The sequence below is a fragment of the Camelimonas lactis genome (assembly GCF_004342915.1).
Taxonomy (GTDB): domain Bacteria; phylum Pseudomonadota; class Alphaproteobacteria; order Rhizobiales; family Beijerinckiaceae; genus Camelimonas; species Camelimonas lactis.
The window spans coordinates 1-16,602 of record NZ_SLWL01000007.1; the positions used below are offsets into that span (position 1 = coordinate 1).

Here is a 16,602-nt window from a genome sequence, read left to right on the forward strand (position 1 = left end):
CTTCTCTCAGAAGGGTCTGGCTGAAACAGCAGGTGAACCCCGCCGCCGATGTCCGCCTTATAGGACCCTCCCAGCCCCAATGTCAACGACCCGTCGTCAAAACATCGCCCATCGTCACAACCCCTGTGGACGTAACAGATGTAACGATCTGTAACACCCTGTGCGGGCGACAGATTCTCAACGCGTGCTGCGCTGGCGACCCGTATGGCCTATCCCGATCCGGGCGCTTCTCAACGCTCACGCCGGTTATGTGCGCCGCATTTTTTCGCGGGTTCCAGCCATGATCGGCGCAGCCTCGCCCGGAAAGACGCTTTACCCCCTCCCCCGCGCCTGCCAGGAATTTCTTTGGGCGGGGCGCTTTGGGCGCAGCGTTTTGTTTTACGGAAGGATCGGTCATGGCGGTGCTGGTTTCAGGTGGCGCGGGTTACATTGGCAGCCACATGGCGCACGCCCTTTGTGATGCAGGTGAGCGCGTCGTCGTGGTCGATGACCTGTCAACCGGCCAGCGCGCCTCTGTTCCCGGGGCGGCGACATTCGTACAGGCGGACATCGCCGATCAGGACGCCATGGCGGAGACCCTGCGCCGGCATCAGGTCACGGCCATCGCCCATTTCGCCGCCCGCATCGTGGTGCCCGACAGCGTGACTGATCCGCTGGGCTACTATCTCGCCAATACCGTCAAAACGCGCGCGCTGATTGACGCGGCGGTCGCCGGCGGCGTCGGGCATTTCATCTTTTCGTCCACCGCCGCGGTTTACGGCGACGCAGGCGAGGGCGCGGTCGACGAAGACGCGCCGCTGGCCCCGGTCAGCCCCTATGGGCGCTCCAAGCTCATGTCCGAATGGATGTTGCAGGACGCCGGACGCGCCTATGGCCTGAAATACGCCGCGCTGCGCTATTTCAATGTCGCCGGCGCCGATCCGCGAGGGCGCACCGGGCAATCCACGCCGAACGCCACGCATCTGATCAAGGTCGCCTGCCAGGCGGCGTTGGGGAAACGCGACCGGCTACAGGTTTTCGGCACGGATTATCCGACGCCCGATGGCTCGTGCGTTCGCGACTATATCCACGTGACCGACCTGGCGGACGCCCATGTTCAGGCGCTGCGCTATCTGCGGAGCGGCGGCGACAGCTTCACCGCCAATTGCGGATACGGCCGGGGTTTGTCCGTCCTGGAGGTCATTCGGGCGGTCGAACAGGTAACTGGGCGCGCCCTTCCCGTTGAAATCGCGCCGCGTCGCGCCGGCGACCCCGCGCGGATCGTCGCCAGCCCCGCCCGGATCCAGAGCCTGCTGGACTGGCGGCCGCGACATGATTCAATCGATGAGATCGTGGGGTCGGCCCTGAACTGGGAGCAGCGGCTGGGCGGTTGAGCCCCGCATGGCGCATGGCCTCTCCCAGGGGGCGTCCGGCCGCTGTGAACGGATTTTGCTCTCCGTGACGCTTGCTGTTTCCACGCCCATGCGGACAATGCCATCCTGGCCAGCGTACATCCTGGGTAGCTGGCGTTCTGGAGATCTTGGCCATGACCCCGGTGACCGTGGGCGGGCAACCCGCCGGCGATCAAGCCCAGACCGCTTCTGCTGGAGTGGACGCTTCTGCAAGTCCTGCCGGCCCTGCGCCGGACGCGTCGACGCCGGCTGCGGAAATTGAACTCAAGCTGCTCTGTGACGCGCCAACACTGAAGGCCGCCAGTCATGCGCCCCTGCTCCTGCAACATGCCCGCGGGCCCGCCATGGAGACGCGGCTGGAGGCGACCTATTTCGACACGCCTGACAATCTGCTGCTCCAGCGCAAATGGGCGTTGCGCGTGCGCCGCGACAAGGCGGGCGCCTACGTCATGACCCTGAAAACGCCGCGATCCAACGATCCGTCAGGCGCTTTCAGTCGCAACGAATGGAATGCGCCCGTCGCCGGCCCTGATCTGGACAGGACGCAGTTGGCGGACTGGCTGGCCAGGACCGGCGGCCGGGATGTCGATCCCGAGGCCCTGCGGCCGTTGTTTTCGACGCTCGTGACGCGCCAGACGCGACGGCTTCATACGCCGGCTGGCGTCGTCGAAATGGCGGCCGACAGCGGCGAGATCGTCTCTGGCGGCCGCAGCGCGCCGATTTGCGAACTCGAGATGGAGCTGGTTTCCGGGGCGCCGGAAGCGATTTTCAGCCTTGCCGACGCCCTGATGCAGAATTATCCGCTGCGCCCGGCGATCCGCTCAAAAGCAATGCGCGGCTATGATCTGGCGTTTGGCCGCGCGCCGGCGGCGGCAAAGGCAGAGCCGGTCGATATCGCGGCGGACGCCAGCCTTGATGCGGCGCTCGGCGCGGCGCTGCACGGCATGTACGCCCACGCCATGAACAATCTGGAGGCCGCGTCGGCCGGCGCGGGCCCGGAAGGCGTGCACCAGTTGCGGGTGGCGCTACGGCGCATCCGTTCGCTGCTGGGTCTGATCCATAAAATCGCCCCGCCAGCAGATCTGGCGGGCCTGCGTGCTGAAGCCAAATGGTTGATGAGCCAGCTGGGTCACGCACGCAATCTCGACGTTTTCGCCACCGGCGTCCTGCAGGAAGCGCAGGAAGCCTGCGGAGCCGACGTGGACTTCACGGCGCTTGCCGGACACATCAACGCCATGCGACGCCAGGCCCAGGATGAGGCGCGCGCCGCCATCACCTCCCCGCGTTGCGCCCGTTTTCTCATCGCGCTTGGCGGATGGATTGTCCGGCGGGGCTGGCGCGCGGGCGTTGCCGATGACGTGGCGGCCCAATTCGACGCCCCGGCCCGCGGCGCCGCCCGGCGCATGTTTCGCAAACGTTATCGCAGCGTGCGCAAGAGTGGGCGCGGCTTTGCCCATCTCAATGCAACTGAACTTCACCGGTCGCGTCTCGCATTGAAGAAGTTGCGTTACATTGCGGAAGTTTTCCAGCCGTTCCTGGCGACAGCGCATGGTAACAAACGCTTTGCAAAACGGCTGGCGCGGCTTCAGGATGCTTTTGGGCGTTATAACGACCTGCATGGCGCAGCCAGTCTGCTTCACGGGCTGCGGCAGGAAGGCGTTTCCCTTGGCGACGATATGGCGCTGGCCGTTGGCGCGGCGCTGGGCTGGCAGACCGGCGCTCGACAAGCGGCGATGACCGACCTGCGCCGCCAGTGGAAGAAGTTCCGCGCCGTGGAAGCGCCAGCGAACTGACGTATCCCCGTCGGGAGCTTGCCGGCTCCCGTTCCAAAACAGGCGCTCGCATATGACAGGCAATCCTTCCGCTCTTCACGCCTCGCCGCCTGACGCCGATATTGACGCGGCCCTGGCCAAAGCGGCGCGGCGGGCCGCCGCTGCGCTGGACCAGACGCGCGGGCCGGAAGCCCTGGGCGTGGCGATGCGCGAAACCGCCCACCAGTTCAACAATCTGCTCACCGTGCTGCAAAGCTCGACCGAGCTGTTGGGGATGCCCAATCTCCCGGAAGAGCGCCGCGGCCGTTATCTCCACGCCATCCAGGACGCCACGGATCGCGCCGCGAAACTTGTCGGCGCCTTGCAGGCGCTGGCGCGCAGCGCGGCCCCCAGGCGCCTGAGGTTCGATGTAACGGGCCGCCTCGCCGGCATGGCGAAGGGCCCCACAGGTCTGGCCGTGTCCACCGACGCGGCCGGCTTTGACGCCGCCATGGCAACGCTGGTCGCCGCGCTGGGGGCGCCTGGCGCGGCGACCAGGCCGGAGATACGCGTCGCGCCGGTTGACGGGCGCCCCGCCTGGCGTGGGTTGCCGGCCAGCGATGGGTCGCACGTTGCGATCACGCTGTCGGGCGCCGCCAGCGACAACGCCTTCCGCAGCCGTTTGCTCGCCACGCTGGAAACGGCGGAACTGTCACCCGAATGGCTGGAATTGTTCGCTTTTCTTGCCCGTAGCGCCGGCGCGCTGCACGTCCGGTCGTCTGGCGACGGCGCCCCGGTTTTTGTGCTTACGCTGCCGGCGGCCGAAAAGCCGGAGACGACGGGCTGACGCCAGGCAGCCATGTCCAGCCGCACGCCTGCGCCCGCCGCCTGTGGCCCGCCGGCAGCGCGCGACGGGGACCACCGCCGTGACCTGCACACGGGCGTGGGCGTGGGTTCGATGGGACTTATGGCTCAATCGGCGTAAATCATGCGGCGGCTCATGCCGCCGTCCAGGATGAGGGTTTCACCGGTGATGAAACCGGCGTCGGCGAGAAACAGCACGGCGCCGGCCACGTCTTCCGGCCGCCCAACCCGGCCGGCGGGGTGCTGCGCGTGATCGGCGGCGGCGAGATCGGGCGAGTCAGAAATCCAGCCCGGCGCGATGGCGTTGACGCGCACGCGCGGGCCAAGGCTGACAGCCAGCGCGTGGGTCAGGGCGACGACGCCCCCCTTGGCCGCCGCGTACGCCTCGGTGAACGGCTCGGACATGAATGCGCGCGTTGACGCCATGTTGATAATGACGGCGTTTTCCCGCAGCAGCGGCGCGGCGGCCCGCGTCATCAGGAACGCGCCGGTCAGGTGGCTGTCGATGACGCGGCGCCATCTGTCGAGCGAAAGGTCGGACACCGGGCCGGTCACAGGCGCGGCGACGCCCGCGTTGTTCACCAGCAGATCAAGACCGGTCCATTCCAGCTCGGCGAAGGCGTCGGCGACGGCGTCCTCATCGCTGACGTCGCAGGCGATGAAACGCGCCTCCTCGCAGCCGCCGTCCTCCAGATCGAAGTTCGCCACCTCCCAGCCGGCGCCGGCCAGGGCCGCGCATATGCCCGCGCCAATCAGACCCGAACCGCCCGTGACAATCGCCTTGCGCATCTGGCTCTCCACGGCGCGCGCTGCCGCGCCCGCCCGCATCGTTCCCCAGGCCGGGATTGCTGGCAAGAGGCCCGCGGCAAGGATTGAACGGCGCGGGCGCCGCCCGGCAGGCACGGGCGCGGTTGCGCTGGCGACCGGTAAATTTGACGGGAAAGGCCCCGAAACCCCGCGTCATGCCGGTTGTTGCAGACGCGTATCCGCCGCAGTATCCGGCGGCGCGACCGGACGGCCGAACCCCGCTGATCAGCGCCGTTGATCAAAGCCGTCCTGGCTGGCCTGGCGTCAGGCGAGGCCGGCCCCGAACACCCGGAGGTCTGGATGACAACGCTTTACTACATGCCCGGCGCCTGCTCGCTGGCCCCGCACATCGTGCTCGAATGGACCGGCGCGCCGTTTGAGATAAAGCGCGTGCGCCGCGAAGCGCCGGAGCTGCTCGCCGTCAATCCGGCCGGCGCCGTGCCGGTGCTGGTCGAGGATGACGGCTGGACGCTGACCCAGGCCGGGGCAATCCTTGATTACCTGGCCCACAAGCATCCGGAGGCAGATCTGCTGGGCGGCCAGGGATTGCGCGCCGATGCAGAGCGCCACCGCTGGTCATCCTTCATCACGGGCGACCTGCATCCGGCGTTCGTGCCGATTTTCGCGCCGGCGCGCTATACCTCCGACGCCAGCGCTGAAGCCCAGCAGGCGGTGAAAACCGCGGCGCAGGCCCTGGTGCGCAAGCGCCTGGAGCTGCTGGACAGCCATCTGGCGACCCGTGAATGGATTCTGGATCGCCGTTCGATCATCGACGCTTATGTTTTCCCGATGATCCGCTGGGCCTCCGGCGTGCTGCCCGGCGGCGTCGCCGACCTGCGCCACGTCACGGCGCTGCATGACTGGCTGGCGGCGGACGCCGGCGTGCAGAAGGCGCTGGCGCGCGAAGCCGCCTGATCCGGCGCCAGTTTTCGCGGAAGCCCCGTCCGGGCCATCAGCCCGTACGGCCCCGGATGCGTTTTGTTGACGGCGTCGTGGAACGACTGTCCCACGACGCCGATCTGTGCCAATCTTGTGTAACAGATAACAAAATGCATCCGGGAGGAAACAGATGACCCAACCCAGCAGGCGCCATGTGCTTGGCGGCATGGCCGCCTTGTGCGTCGCACCGTTCCCGGGCAAGGCTTTCGCCAACGATCTCACCGGTGTCACCGACAGCGAAATCGTTATCGGCACGACCACGTCGCTGAGCGGTCCGGTGTCAGCCCTCGGCACGCAGGCGCGTTGCCAGGCCGCCTATTTCCGGATGATCAACGACCAGGGCGGCGTCGCCGGTCGCAAGATCCGCTTCATTATTTACGATGATGGTTTCAGCCCGCCGAAAACCGTGGAGCAGACGCGGCGGCTGATCGAGAACGATCGCGTGTCGTTTCTTTTCGGCATGTTGGGCACAGCGCCGAATTCCGCTGTCGTCAAATACATCAACCAGAAGAAGGTTCCCCACCTGTTCCTGGCGGTGAACGGCAACAAATGGGGCGATTACAAAAATCACCCCTGGACCATGGGTTTCGCGCCCAACGCCCGCATCGAGGCGCAGGTTTATACAAAATACGCCCTGCAACAGAACCCGGAAGCCACCTTCGCGGTGCTGTACCAGAACGATGATCTGGGCAAGGACTATGTGGCGGGCGTGCGCGACGTCCTCAAGGACAGGTTCGAAACCCGCGCCAGGGCCATTTCCCACGAGGTTACGGATCCCACCATCGATTCACAGCTGGTGGCGTTGCGGGCGACGGGAGCAAACGTGCTGCTTTCCGGCACGACGGCGAAATTCGTCGCCCAGTCCATCCGCAAGGTGCATGAACTGCAGTGGAAGCCCATGCACTTCATGGCGAATGGCGCGGCCTCCATCAAGGGCGTCATCAATCCGGCGGGCCCTGAACGGGCGCTCGGGGTGATCTCTTGCGGATACATGAAAGATGTGGCTGATCCGGTCTGGAGCCAGGACGGGGCCATCGTTGATTATATCGCCTTCATGAAGAAATATTTCCCGGAGGGCGATCCGCTCGAGGGCTATAACCAGTACGCCTTTCTGGTGTCCGAAGCGCTGATGACCGTGCTGCGGCAATGCGGCGGCGATCTTTCGCGGGAAAACATCATGAAGCAGGCGACAAATCTGAAAGACGTCGCCCTGCCCATGCTGTTACCAGGCATCCGGGTCAACACCAGCCCCACCAATTACTTCCCCATCCGCGAAGTGCAGCTCATGCGTTTCGACGGCAAGGGCTGGCAACGCTTTGGCGAAATCATTGAGGGCGCGGGGTAAGGCGGGCGCGTCGATGTTGAATCCGGGGTTTGGCTTCCGCTGAACCCAGCAACCTCCGGTTTGCCGACACGGGCGCCGTCATTCCCCGCCGGGGCCATGCCCGGTCATCCCTCAGGCGCCGGCCACGATCGGCGCCGCGCTGGCCGCCCCCCTACCTCCTGGCGCCTGCACGGGCACGCCGTCAGCGGCGGCCATCAGCCCCAGCCATGTTTCGGCCACGCCCCGCCAGGTGAACAGGCGCGCCCGCGCCCGGCCGGCCGCCACCATGGCCAGCCGCTCAAACGGGTTTTCCAGCAGGCGAATGACAGCCGCCGTCCAGCCATTCACGTCATCCGGGTCCACATGAATGGCGGCGTCGCCGCAGACCTCCATCAAAGCATCGGCCGTGGAGGCGATCACCGGGCAGCCGCGCGCCATGGCCTCGGCCGCAGGCAGGCCAAACCCCTCGATGCGCGTTGGAAACACGAAGCACAGGGCCGCCTCCATGGCGGCGGCCAGTTCATCGTCGCTGATGCGGCCAAGCGCCACCACGTTCGGCCCGTGACGCAACGCCCCGGCCCCGCCGGCCTCCCCCGCCACCAGCACCTCAACGCCGCGCGCCGCCAGCGCCGGCGCCATCGCCCAGATCAGCTCCATGTTCTTGTACGGCTGGTTGCGGCCGATGCAGAGCACGAACGGCCTGCGGTTGCGGTAATCGCGCGGCGAGCGCGACGCCCGCCAGCGCAGGGCGTGGTCGCAACCGTTCCACGCCACCGCGATCCGGTCCTCCCGCGCGACGCCAAGCGCCGCGAGTTGCCGGCGGGCGTGATGAGACACCGTGGCGACGGCGCGCGCCCGGCGGCCGAGCACCGGCATGATGACGCGATGCGCCAGACGGAACATGCGGTCATAGCTCTCCGGCATCAGCCAGGTGTGGGCGTCGTGCATGCAGACGATCTGGCGGGACACGGCGACCGGCGCCAGGTTGCAAAAGCTCAGCAGGCCGCCCTGCACATGGCGCGGCAGTTGCAGTTGCACCCAGACCTGGGGCAGGCGCGGCCGGCGAAACTCCGGGACATGAACCGTCCGGATGTGGCGCAGCGGCAGGTCGTGGCCGCCGACAGGCGTCGCCAGCGTCACCTCGAGCCCGTCGGCGAGCGGGCCGCCCGCCGCCAGCAGATCGTCGATGGCCAGCGTCACCTCGCGCCCATAGCGCGCCACCCCGTTGGGCGACAGGGTCAGAAAATCGCCGTTGATCGTCCACTTGCGCATTGGGGGCATGGCGTCATCCGCAGTTGCTGCCCTGTGATCAGGCCGAAGCGCGCGTCAATCAAGCTGGCCTTGCGATCCCTGCTACGCCGGCCGGAACGCGCCCGTCGCCGGAAGACGTATGACGCCCCTCCCCCTCCTTACGCCCAATGCCAGCATGGCGAAATGCCGGGCCTGGGCCAACAGTGCGCACGTGCGGCGCGCATTGCGTCGTCAGGCGGGGCAGACACATGGCGCGCACCTGGAAGATCAACGGGCGTTTTCTGGGACAGCCCCTGACCGGGGTCCAGCGTTACGCCACAGAGATACTGGCGGCCATGGACCGCCTGATCCAGCAACGCCACCCACTGACGGAAGACCTGGCCATCGAGATCATCGCGCCAGAGGGCGGCGGCGACGCGGCGCAGGACCGCTTTCCGCATATCCCGCTCCGGCGCGCCGGTCCCGGTTCAGGGCATCTTTGGGAGCAGACCGTGCTGCCCGGCCAGGCGCGCGACGCCGGCCTGCTTTGCCTGTGCAATACGGCGCCGCTGCTGCACCCCCGCACCCTGCTCTGTATTCATGACCTGAACACCCGGCTGTTTCCGCAGAGTTACTCCCTGCCCTACCGGCTCTATCACCGCCATGTCACGCCCCTCGCGGCGCGGCGGGCGGCGGGTCTTGTCACCGTCTCGCACTATTCAGCCAGCCAGATCGTTGCCTTTGGCCTCGCGCCGGCCGGACGCATCACGGTGATTCCCAACGGCCACGAGCACGCGCTGCGCTGGACGGCGCGCCACTCCGACGCGACGCGCAAGGCGGCCGGCGCCGACACCATTGTCGTCATCGGCAGTCCGGCGCCGCACAAGAACGTGGGCATGCTGCTGGCGCTGGCGCCGCGCCTCGACGCCTTTGGCTTCAGGATCGCCCTTGTGGGCTCCCTCGACACGCGGGTGTTCCAGAGCGACGGCGCGGCGGCGAGCGCCGGCAATGTCCTGGCGCTCGGGCGACTGACCGACAACCAGATGGCGGCGTTGACCGGCAGTTCGCTCTGCCTCGCGTTTCCGTCCTTTACGGAAGGGTTCGGCCTGCCGCCGCTCGAAGCCATGGCGCTCGGCTGCCCGGTGGTCGCCTCGGATCGCGCCAGCATGCCGGAGATCTGCGGCGACGCCGTGCTGTATGCCGATCCCGGGCAACCGGAGGCGTGGCTGGAAGCGTTCCGCGCCCTGCGCGCCGATCCTGGCCTGCGCTTCAAGCTGACGGCCATGGGCAAGGCGCGGGCGGCCCTGTTCAGCTGGACGGACTCGGCGCTCGCGTGGCTTGAACTGATGGCGAAGCTGGATGGAGCGGCGCCGCAGGAGCCACCCATGGTTTGAGAGGGGCGCGCGGGCGGCGTGGATCTGGATCAGATTACCGCCGCTGCGGCGGCGGCGCGGCCCGGGCGCTAGCGCGCGCCATGCGTCGTGCTTCTGGCCGCATCCTCCGCCATGGCGAACGCCCTGCGGATTCCCGCCTGGAAACGCGCCACCGAAAAGCGGTCGGCGTTCTCCCGGCAGGCGCCGGGCGTGAAGCGGCCGCGATCCGTTTCAAAGGCTTCAACCGCGCCAATCACCGCCGTTTCCTCCTGGCGGCTGAACAACAGACCCGTCGGATCGCCGGTGTCTTCCGGCGAACGCACAATGTCGACGGCGCCGCCGCGCCCGAAGGCGATCAGCGGCGTGCCGAGCAGTTGCGCCTCGGCCAGGGCAATGCCGAAATCCTCGCAGCCGCCAAACACCAGCGCCCGCGCCCGCGCCACCGTACGGAAATAGTCGTCGCGCGGCAGAAAGCCGGTGAAAACCACATTGGGACCGGCGAGATCGCGCAGGGCTTTGGCCTGCTGCCCCTCGCCCACCACCAGCAGGCGACGACGCGGCATGGCGTTGAAGGCGCGAATGACGAGGTCGGTGCGTTTGTAGGGCGCCATGAACGAGGCGGTGACGTAATAGTCGTCTTTTTCCGCGCTCCAGGCATCCTCCGGGGCGCTCACCGGCGGAAACACCACCTCCGCGTCGCGGCCGTATATCCGGCGGATGCGGGCGCCGACGTAGCTGGAGTTGGCGGCCATCACGTCCGGTCCCCACGCGGTGCGCGTATCCCAGTTGCGCAGGCGGTGCATCAGAACCCGGTAAAGCAGCCCCTTCGGACCATTGCCCAGCCGCAATTGCTCCAGATAGGAAAACTGCTCATCCCAGGCGTAGCGCACGGGGCTGTGCACGTAGCACAGATGCGGCTGGTCCGGCCTGGTGATGACGCCGCGCGCGAAGGCGGCGGATGAGGAAATCACCGCGTCATGGCCCGTCACGTCGAACTGCTCCATCAGCAGGGGGCAGAGCGGAAACAGGTGGCGGTAATATTTGCGCACGCCCGGCCAGCGGTTGGCGTGCGAGGTGTGAAAGCGGACGCCGCCGAAATGCGCCGTCCGGGTGTCGCTGTCCAGAAAATCGAACAGGGTGTACAGGTCGCGGGCGCCGAAGGTCCGGCCAAGCTCCGCCAAAACGCGCTCTCCGCCCCGGAACGACGGGCACCAGTCATGAACGAGCGCGATCGACTGGTCGGCAGGGAGCCCCCGGTGCGGCCGCCAGCCCGCCGCGCGCCACGCCTGAATGACGCCCAGATTGTCGTTTCCAGGTTGCGCGGCCGTCGCCGTCGCCGGCATGGGAATCAAGGTCATGAACGCCTGCCCGGTCTGATCGCCAGATTGGAGGGCCAGCCGAAGGGACCATGACGTCCGGTTCCGGTGCAACCGATCCCGGACGCCCTGCGGACCCCCGGCGGTCCGGCCCGGGCGCGCAGCCCTGGCTCCCGAACTATCGGGATGACCGCGCTTCGCCCAAACTCATCCAAAAGCAGGGCGTGCTTTCCCCGGTTACGACTTTTGCGCCCGGCCCGCGCCGGTTGGCGCATCGGCGGGACCCATTTCGGTACTGGGTCTGGCGGGCGCCCGTGCGCAATTTGGGAGCAATCCGGGCGTCCGCGCCGCCGGCGTTACGCCGGAGCGACCTTCGGGAGATCACGGCTCCTGAACGCGCTCCAGGCGGCGGGGGGCGCGGCGCGGCCGTCCGGAGGCTCCAGACCGGATTCGCACATGCTGGTTATAATCGCCGCCGCCACCATCAACCGACCGGGAGCCGCCGCCACGCGGTTGCGGCGCGTCTTGCGCCGGATGGCGCGGGGCCGGCTTGATTATCCAGCGCATCGGCGGCGTCTGCCTGGCCAGAGCGTCCTTGCGGCGCCTGCCCGGGGCGGCGGGGCGAAAACCGGAAATATTCTCCAGCTTCGGGACATATGCTCATGAAACGGCGCGCCATCTGCTCCACCCTGGCGATCGCCGGCCTGCTTCAGGCCACGGCGCTAGCCGCCTCGCCCGCCCGCGCCTCCGACTATCTGCTGGGGCCGCAGGATCGCCTGCGGGTGAAGGTCTACGAATGGCGTCCGGCCCAGGACAAGATTGTCGAATGGGAAGGGCTGAACGACGAGTTCATCGTCGGCGCCAACGGCAAGGTGTCCCTGCCGCTGGTCGGCGAGATTGATGCCGGCGGTCTGACGCCGTCGGCCGTGGCCAACGCGGTCGGCGAGGCGCTCCGCAGCCGCATGCAGCTGGTGCAAAAACCGGACACCACCGTCGAGGTGGTGCAATACCGGCCGTTTTACATTACCGGCGACGTCATGAAGCCGGGCGAGTTTCCGTTCCGGCCAGGCCTCACGGTCATTCAGGCGCTCGCCATCGCCGGCGGCGAGGTGCGCTCCATCGACTTCAACGCCCGCCAGCGTGAAGCCATCGCCGCGCGTGGCGAACTCGAAAGCCTCGCCCTGTCGCGCACGGCGTTGCTGATGCGCCAGGCCAGGCTGAAAGCCGAAGCCGCCAACGCCGACTCCTTCGCCATGCCGCCGGAGTTGACCCGCGAGGGGCCGCGAGCACGCGACGCCTTTGAGCAGGAAACCCTGATCTTCACCACCCGGCGCGACGCGTTCCGCACGCAGATGAACGCCCTGAAGAGCCTGAAGGCCTTCCTGGACAAGGAAGGGGAATCCCTCGGCGGACAGCTCGACACGGAGGCCAGGCAGAGCGCGCTCGTGCAGAAGGAACTGGACGGCGTCGCCAGCCTTGTCGGCAAGGGGCTCGCCGCGGCGCCGCGCCAGTTCGCCCTGGAGCGCACCATGGCGCAGTTGCAGGGCGACAGGCTGCGCCTTGAAACCAGCATCCTGCGCGCCAAACAGGAGGCGTCGCGGGCGGAGATCAGCCTGGTCGAGTTGCAGAGCAAACGCGAAGGCGAAATCGCCGTTGAACTGCGGGAGACGGACCAGCGCCTGCGGGAGCTGGCGAACCGCCGCGCCATCAACGAGGATCTGCTGCAGGAGGCGATGAACGCCGGCGCCAGCGGCGCCCGCCGCGACGCCATGCGGCAGGGTTTGACCTTCACCGTCGTCCGCGCCGCAGCGCCGGGGGAGGCAATCACCGCCACCGAGAGCACGCCTGTCGGCCCGGGCGACATGGTCAAGGTCACCCTGCCGCCGCCCCCGCCGCGCGAGGCGGCCGCCGAAACGATCGCGTCGGGAAGCCCCTCCGCCGCGCCGGCGAAGGCGGCGAACCGCGCCGAACGGGGAGCCGTGGCGCTCAACTGAGGGCCGCCGCGCGCTCCCACGAGCGGGGCCCGCCCTCCACCTGAAACGGACGCCGCCCTGCCTGTTCCGGCCGGGCGGCGGGCACGTTTCCCAATTCCCGTCTTGCGCGCCTCCCATCTTGCGCGCCCCCGTCTTGCGGGCCACGGACCAGGCGGATCCGCCGGCCAGCGCCTTTCTTCACGCGCGAACCTCCTGGGCAGGGCCCGCGCCGTCGCGCGAACGCGCGGGCCGGATCAGCGTGGCGCAGCAAGGATGCGTTGATCCTGAAAGCCCCCGCGCCATCGCGTCATCCCCGGACAGTAATCACACCGCCCTGAAAGACAGCCGATGAGGTCGCCTCATCTGCTGGCGGGCGTCACGGATGGTTCCGGTCGCATGCTGGACGCCGGTGGGACAGCGCCGGAAGCGACGCGGCTCCAGGCGCCGGATCTGGCGCCTGGAGCCGGGCCGGCCTCTGGGCCTTGAGGTCTGGACCTGCTGCCTCAGGCGGCCGCCTTGTTGAGTATCGAACCGATGATCCGCCCCCCGGCCTCTCGCAGCTCCGCCGCCGCGTTCGCCGCCACGTCAGCCGGCGTACGGCCCCATTGCACCACCATCAGCAGGCCGCTGAGCAGCGGGGCGACAGCCATGGCGCCGGGGCTTTCCTCCGTCGACGGCAGGTCGATGATCACCAGATCATGCCCCGCGAGGGCTTCTTCCAGGCAGCGCCCCATGGCCCCCGAGCCAAGCAGGGCGTCGAACGTGGCGCTGGCGCTCGTCTCGGCCGGCAACAGCGACACGCCCGAATGGGGGGCCGTGACCACGCTGTCCCGTACATGGGCCCGCCCCAGCAGCACATGGGCGAGGCCCGGGCTATTGTCGTTGAAGCCCGCGGCGCGGCTGATCGAACCCCGCCGGAAATCCGCGTCGATCAGCAGGATGCGGAAACCGGAGCCGGCCAGCAGGCAGGCCAGATTGCTCGCGATCGTGCTCTTGCCCTCGCCGCGCCGGGCCGAGGTCACGCCAATGATGCGGACGTTCTCATGCCGCTCCAGCGTCGCCATCATGGTCATGACGTTGGCCATCGATTGCTGGAACGGATCAGGTCTGACAAAGTCCCATTTGCGAAACAGGGTGATCGCCTGCGAACGCCGGCGGCTGATCAGCCGCAGCAGCAGGAAGCGCAGGCGCGCGCGCCAGCTCCGCCCCGCCAGCCAGCCCCGGCGCAGCGCCGGTCGCCACAGCATCGGCAGCAGGCCAAGGCAGGGGGCCAGCAACGCATCGCGCGCCGCCGTCGCCGTCCGCAGGCTTGCATCGAGGTTCCAGTGCAACACCGCCGCGCCCGTTCCGCCCAGCAGGCCGACGAGCATGCCCAGCGCCATGATCAGCCTGGTGCGCGGATGGCTCTTGCCCAGCGGTTTGGTGGCGGGCGACAGCATGCGCGTCTCGATCAGCGGATTTGACTGACGCTGCACCGCCTCCGCATAGCCCTGGAGGGCGGTTTCATAGATCTTCCGGTAGGACTGGGCCGTCGTCTCCAGTTCTTCCAGGGTATTGCGGTCAAACCGCACGTTTTGATCGCCGCGCGCGTCGCTGGGGCCGGGAGCGCCTTGCGCGGGGTTCTGCGCCTGCGGCTGGCGCCGGTAAATGCGATAGTCACGACCGGCCTTGAACTCCTGCAGCGCCAGCGCCGCCTCGTTCATGTTCTGGCGCAGCTGGGCGACGCGCCGCTCCAGCCATTCGGAGCCGACGCGCGCCGCCGCCGTGCGCGCATCCCGGGCGTCGTCCACATAGGCCTCGGCCACCGCATTGGCGATTTTCGCCGCGAGCGCCGGATCAGGGGCTGTGAAGGCGACATCTATAACATAAGACAGGCCCTGACGCCGGACATCCAGCTTCGGCGCGAACATGCCGATCACCACCTGGGTTGCAACCGTGGGCGATTCAATGTCCCGGACAGCGCGGGCGAACATCGGCTCCTTCGTCAGATTGAGCCGGTTGATGACAAGCTCGGCGATACGGTCCGAGCGCATCACCGCCATCTGGCTCTCCACCTGCGCCGCCTCGACGCCGCCCGACTGCTCCCGCGCTTCCTCACGGGAAAGCTGCACGGCCTTTGGATCGATCACCAGCTGGGCGGTCGCGGTATAGGCAGCGGGCGTCATCAGCGCCCAGACGGCGCCGATGACCAGCCCCGCCAGCGTCGCCCCGCCAACAAGCGGCCCATAGCGACGCAACAGGGCGCCGATATCGCGCAAGTCCAGAAATTCACGCCGGCCAGGCGCGCGCGCCTGTTCCCGATCACCAGCTTCCGGGACAACTGCGGGAATGTTTCTGCGGTCTGCGGCCATGACATTGTCCATCACCCATATGCGTGATCCCGTCACGGCTGGCGTGGGTGAGCCAGCCCCTCCGACCAGGTCAATCGGCGCCGACAAATTCTAGGTTCACCCCATGCCAGGCCAAACACGCCCAAATGAGGTAAGCGGCGCCGCAACCGGGCGCCCGGCCAGCCGCCAACGCCTTTCAACACGCCGGAAAAGCCGGCCGGCGGCGGCGTGACGCGGGCCAGGCGCGGCGCCGTGGGGCGGCGCGGACGATTTTTGATGAGGCCGCGCCCCTGCGGGACTGGTCGAACGGATAGGACCGCCTGACCATTTTGGCGCGGTGACTTCGCCCACCGGGCCATCGAACATGGCGGAAGGGCGTCCGCGCCGCCGCAGGCCCCGCCACCACACCGATGAATCAGAGGCCTGTCAGGAGGCGTGCATGTCCTGTGTCCTGCCCAAGCGCGCCGCCCGGCGTGACCTGCAACTGACGGCGGCCAGGCGCGCGCGCCGTCCTTCCGGCGCGTCCACTGGAGCAATCCGATGATGTCCCATGGCGTCCGGGGAACCGCAGACCGGCCTGGCGCCAATGGCGCGGCGATGGACGACAGGACCCCAGGCGATGGCGTCACGGTGCTGATCGAACCCCGGACGCTGGTGCGCGAGTGCATCGCCCTGTCCCTGACAGCGCTCGATCCCGCCTCCCCCATGGAGACCTTCCCGGACATCGCCGCCTGGGCGCGGGACGGCGATCCACTGGCGACCACCCTGATGCTGTTTTGCGGCTCCGCCCACGGGTCGCTGTCGGACCAGTTGTCGCCCCACATATCCGCGGCCCGCGAAATCGTACCCGACCTGGCGTTCGCGGTGTTCGCCGCCCAGGACGATCCCCTGCAAGCCAGCGAGGCCATCCGGCTCGGGGCGCGTGGTTACCTTTCGCCAGGCGTTTCCCTTGAAGTGACGGTGCATGCGCTCAAGCTCATTCGCGCCGGCGGCATCTATGTGCCCGCGAACCTTTTGGGCGCCGGGCGGCCCCACGATGGCGCCGGCCCCTCGGACCAGCAACTGCTCAACCTGTTCTCGCCACGGGAACTGGAGGTGGCGCGCGCCATGCGCAAGGGCCAGCCGAACAAGGTCATTGCGGTTGAGCTGAACATGAGCGAAAGCACCGTCAAGGTTCATGTCCGGAACATCATCAAGAAGCTCAAGGTCAAAAACCGGACAGAAGTGGCGTTTCGCACGCAGGGACTGTTTCTTGACGGCGCGTGACCACGTCATTCACCGTCATGGGAGCGTTTGGCCATGGG

Annotated in this window: 12 protein-coding genes; 8 read left to right on the forward strand and 4 right to left on the reverse strand. The window is 67.9% G+C overall.

What is annotated here, in order from left to right; translation table 11 throughout:
- The first annotated feature begins 395 nt into the window (after positions 1 to 395).
- The 3 genes from galE (at position 396) to EV666_RS09265 (ending at position 3,989) form a co-directional block, all read left to right on the forward strand.
- The gene (galE, locus tag EV666_RS09255) at positions 396 to 1,373 is read left to right on the forward strand and encodes a UDP-glucose 4-epimerase GalE (RefSeq protein WP_132006523.1); all 978 of its coding nucleotides are present in this window, start codon (positions 396 to 398) and stop codon (positions 1,371 to 1,373) included.
- A 152-nt stretch (positions 1,374 to 1,525) separates the two neighbouring features.
- Positions 1,526 to 3,184 (forward strand): CYTH and CHAD domain-containing protein, encoded by a 1,659-nt coding sequence (locus EV666_RS09260; protein WP_132006526.1) that lies wholly within the window; start codon positions 1,526 to 1,528, stop codon positions 3,182 to 3,184.
- 52 nt (positions 3,185 to 3,236) lie between these two features.
- On the forward strand, positions 3,237 to 3,989 hold the full coding sequence (locus EV666_RS09265) for a histidine kinase dimerization/phospho-acceptor domain-containing protein (protein WP_132006529.1): 753 nt from the start codon (positions 3,237 to 3,239) through the stop codon (positions 3,987 to 3,989).
- 125 nt (positions 3,990 to 4,114) lie between these two features.
- Here the strand turns inward: EV666_RS09265 and EV666_RS09270 are convergent, their stop codons facing one another.
- Positions 4,115 to 4,795, reverse strand: a complete 681-nt coding sequence (locus tag EV666_RS09270) for an SDR family oxidoreductase (protein ID WP_132006532.1) — start codon at positions 4,793 to 4,795, stop codon at positions 4,115 to 4,117.
- A 318-nt stretch (positions 4,796 to 5,113) separates the two neighbouring features.
- Between EV666_RS09270 and EV666_RS09275 the strand changes: the two genes are divergently transcribed.
- Both EV666_RS09275 and EV666_RS09280 read left to right on the forward strand, forming a co-directional pair.
- Positions 5,114 to 5,728: a glutathione S-transferase family protein gene (locus tag EV666_RS09275; RefSeq protein ID WP_132006535.1), complete on the forward strand. Its 615-nt coding sequence runs from the start codon at positions 5,114 to 5,116 to the stop codon at positions 5,726 to 5,728.
- Between the two features lie 154 nt (positions 5,729 to 5,882).
- Positions 5,883 to 7,097 carry an ABC transporter substrate-binding protein gene (locus EV666_RS09280; protein ID WP_132006538.1) on the forward strand — a complete coding sequence of 405 codons (1,215 nt, stop codon included), beginning with the start codon at positions 5,883 to 5,885 and terminating at the stop codon, positions 7,095 to 7,097.
- Between the two features lie 111 nt (positions 7,098 to 7,208).
- On the opposite strand, the gene EV666_RS09285 is transcribed toward EV666_RS09280, so the two are convergent.
- Positions 7,209 to 8,357, reverse strand: a complete 1,149-nt coding sequence (locus tag EV666_RS09285; RefSeq protein WP_132006541.1) for a glycosyltransferase family 4 protein — start codon at positions 8,355 to 8,357, stop codon at positions 7,209 to 7,211.
- Positions 8,358 to 8,575: 218 nt separating this feature from the next.
- On the opposite strand from EV666_RS09285, the gene EV666_RS09290 reads away from it, so the two are divergent.
- Entirely contained in the window at positions 8,576 to 9,700 is a 1,125-nt protein-coding gene (locus EV666_RS09290; RefSeq protein ID WP_132006544.1) for a glycosyltransferase family 4 protein, read from the forward strand.
- Positions 9,701 to 9,768: 68 nt separating this feature from the next.
- On the opposite strand, the gene EV666_RS09295 is transcribed toward EV666_RS09290, so the two are convergent.
- Complete coding sequence (locus EV666_RS09295; RefSeq protein WP_245514326.1) at positions 9,769 to 11,037, reverse strand: glycosyltransferase; 1,269 nt, start codon at positions 11,035 to 11,037, stop codon at positions 9,769 to 9,771.
- A gap of 620 nt (positions 11,038 to 11,657) precedes the next feature.
- On the opposite strand from EV666_RS09295, the gene EV666_RS09300 reads away from it, so the two are divergent.
- A complete protein-coding gene (locus EV666_RS09300) occupies positions 11,658 to 12,989 on the forward strand; it encodes a polysaccharide biosynthesis/export family protein (protein WP_165909951.1) in 1,332 nt (443 codons plus the stop codon).
- Between the two features lie 482 nt (positions 12,990 to 13,471).
- Here EV666_RS09300 and EV666_RS09305 read toward each other — a convergent pair whose 3' ends face one another.
- Complete coding sequence (locus EV666_RS09305) at positions 13,472 to 15,319, reverse strand: polysaccharide biosynthesis tyrosine autokinase (RefSeq protein ID WP_165909952.1); 1,848 nt, start codon at positions 15,317 to 15,319, stop codon at positions 13,472 to 13,474.
- 519 nt (positions 15,320 to 15,838) lie between these two features.
- On the opposite strand from EV666_RS09305, the gene EV666_RS09310 reads away from it, so the two are divergent.
- A complete protein-coding gene (locus EV666_RS09310; RefSeq protein ID WP_132006553.1) occupies positions 15,839 to 16,564 on the forward strand; it encodes a LuxR C-terminal-related transcriptional regulator in 726 nt (241 codons plus the stop codon).
- Positions 16,565 to 16,602 lie beyond the last annotated feature (38 nt).

What these genes read in the sequence shown, in the direction of transcription:
- galE (WP_132006523.1), top strand. Translation starts at nt 396, where the DNA reads ATGGCGGTGCTGGTTTCAGGTGGCGCGGGTTACATTGGCAGCCACATG.
- EV666_RS09260 (WP_132006526.1), top strand. Translation starts at nt 1,526, where the DNA reads ATGACCCCGGTGACCGTGGGCGGGCAACCCGCCGGCGATCAAGCCCAG.
- EV666_RS09265 (WP_132006529.1), top strand. Translation starts at nt 3,237, where the DNA reads ATGACAGGCAATCCTTCCGCTCTTCACGCCTCGCCGCCTGACGCCGAT.
- EV666_RS09270 (WP_132006532.1), bottom strand. Translation starts at nt 4,795, where the DNA reads ATGCGCAAGGCGATTGTCACGGGCGGTTCGGGTCTGATTGGCGCGGGC.
- EV666_RS09275 (WP_132006535.1), top strand. Translation starts at nt 5,114, where the DNA reads ATGACAACGCTTTACTACATGCCCGGCGCCTGCTCGCTGGCCCCGCAC.
- EV666_RS09280 (WP_132006538.1), top strand. Translation starts at nt 5,883, where the DNA reads ATGACCCAACCCAGCAGGCGCCATGTGCTTGGCGGCATGGCCGCCTTG.
- EV666_RS09285 (WP_132006541.1), bottom strand. Translation starts at nt 8,357, where the DNA reads ATGCCCCCAATGCGCAAGTGGACGATCAACGGCGATTTTCTGACCCTG.
- EV666_RS09290 (WP_132006544.1), top strand. Translation starts at nt 8,576, where the DNA reads ATGGCGCGCACCTGGAAGATCAACGGGCGTTTTCTGGGACAGCCCCTG.
- EV666_RS09295 (WP_245514326.1), bottom strand. Translation starts at nt 11,037, where the DNA reads ATGACCTTGATTCCCATGCCGGCGACGGCGACGGCCGCGCAACCTGGA.
- EV666_RS09300 (WP_165909951.1), top strand. Translation starts at nt 11,658, where the DNA reads ATGAAACGGCGCGCCATCTGCTCCACCCTGGCGATCGCCGGCCTGCTT.
- EV666_RS09305 (WP_165909952.1), bottom strand. Translation starts at nt 15,319, where the DNA reads ATGGCCGCAGACCGCAGAAACATTCCCGCAGTTGTCCCGGAAGCTGGT.
- EV666_RS09310 (WP_132006553.1), top strand. Translation starts at nt 15,839, where the DNA reads ATGATGTCCCATGGCGTCCGGGGAACCGCAGACCGGCCTGGCGCCAAT.